1 protein-coding gene is annotated in these 580 nt (G+C 43.6%); it reads left to right on the forward strand.

Annotated features, from left to right (window positions below):
- Positions 1-580: transposase (locus HMPREF0083_RS00820; RefSeq protein ID WP_021619008.1), on the forward strand; the 580-nt coding region annotated here is incomplete at both ends.

Here is a 580-nt window from a genome sequence, read left to right on the forward strand (position 1 = left end):
AGTACATTTTGGAATCCATGATGTCATCGGGTAGTTTGAATGATGGAAAAGCTGCGATTCCGTTGCTAAAAGGAGTCGCAAAACTCCCTCTTTCCATTCGATATGGCATGCTAGACGCCGGGTATGACTATGTTCCCGTTTACGAACAAATTCACCGTATGGAAGCGCACTCGATCATTGCGTATAACAAACGAAACGAAGGAGAAATCGTTGGGTTTGACAAGAACTTCACTCCGACTTGTGTTCGAGAACATTCCTATCAGTATGACAGCTATGACAAGAGGTATAAAACCATCAAATTTGTACGGCCTAAAGCGTGCATAGATTGTCCATTGGCTCACGATTCATTGTGCCAAAAAGTATACAAGGTACGAATCGAAACCGATCTGCGTCGCTATACAGCACCGGCTCGTGGAAGTCAGAAGTGGGAAGACCTCTATGCTCAACGCACCGCTGTAGAACGGGTCATTGCCTATTTGAAAGAGTTTTTCCAATTAAACAATGTTCGCTACCGTACGGGACAAAGAGCTAAGATTCATTTTGATCTTGTTACGCTTGTTTATAATGCGTCCAAGTTAGC

The sequence above is a fragment of the Aneurinibacillus aneurinilyticus ATCC 12856 genome (genome assembly GCF_000466385.1).
GTDB classification, from domain to species: Bacteria; Bacillota; Bacilli; order Aneurinibacillales; family Aneurinibacillaceae; genus Aneurinibacillus; species Aneurinibacillus aneurinilyticus.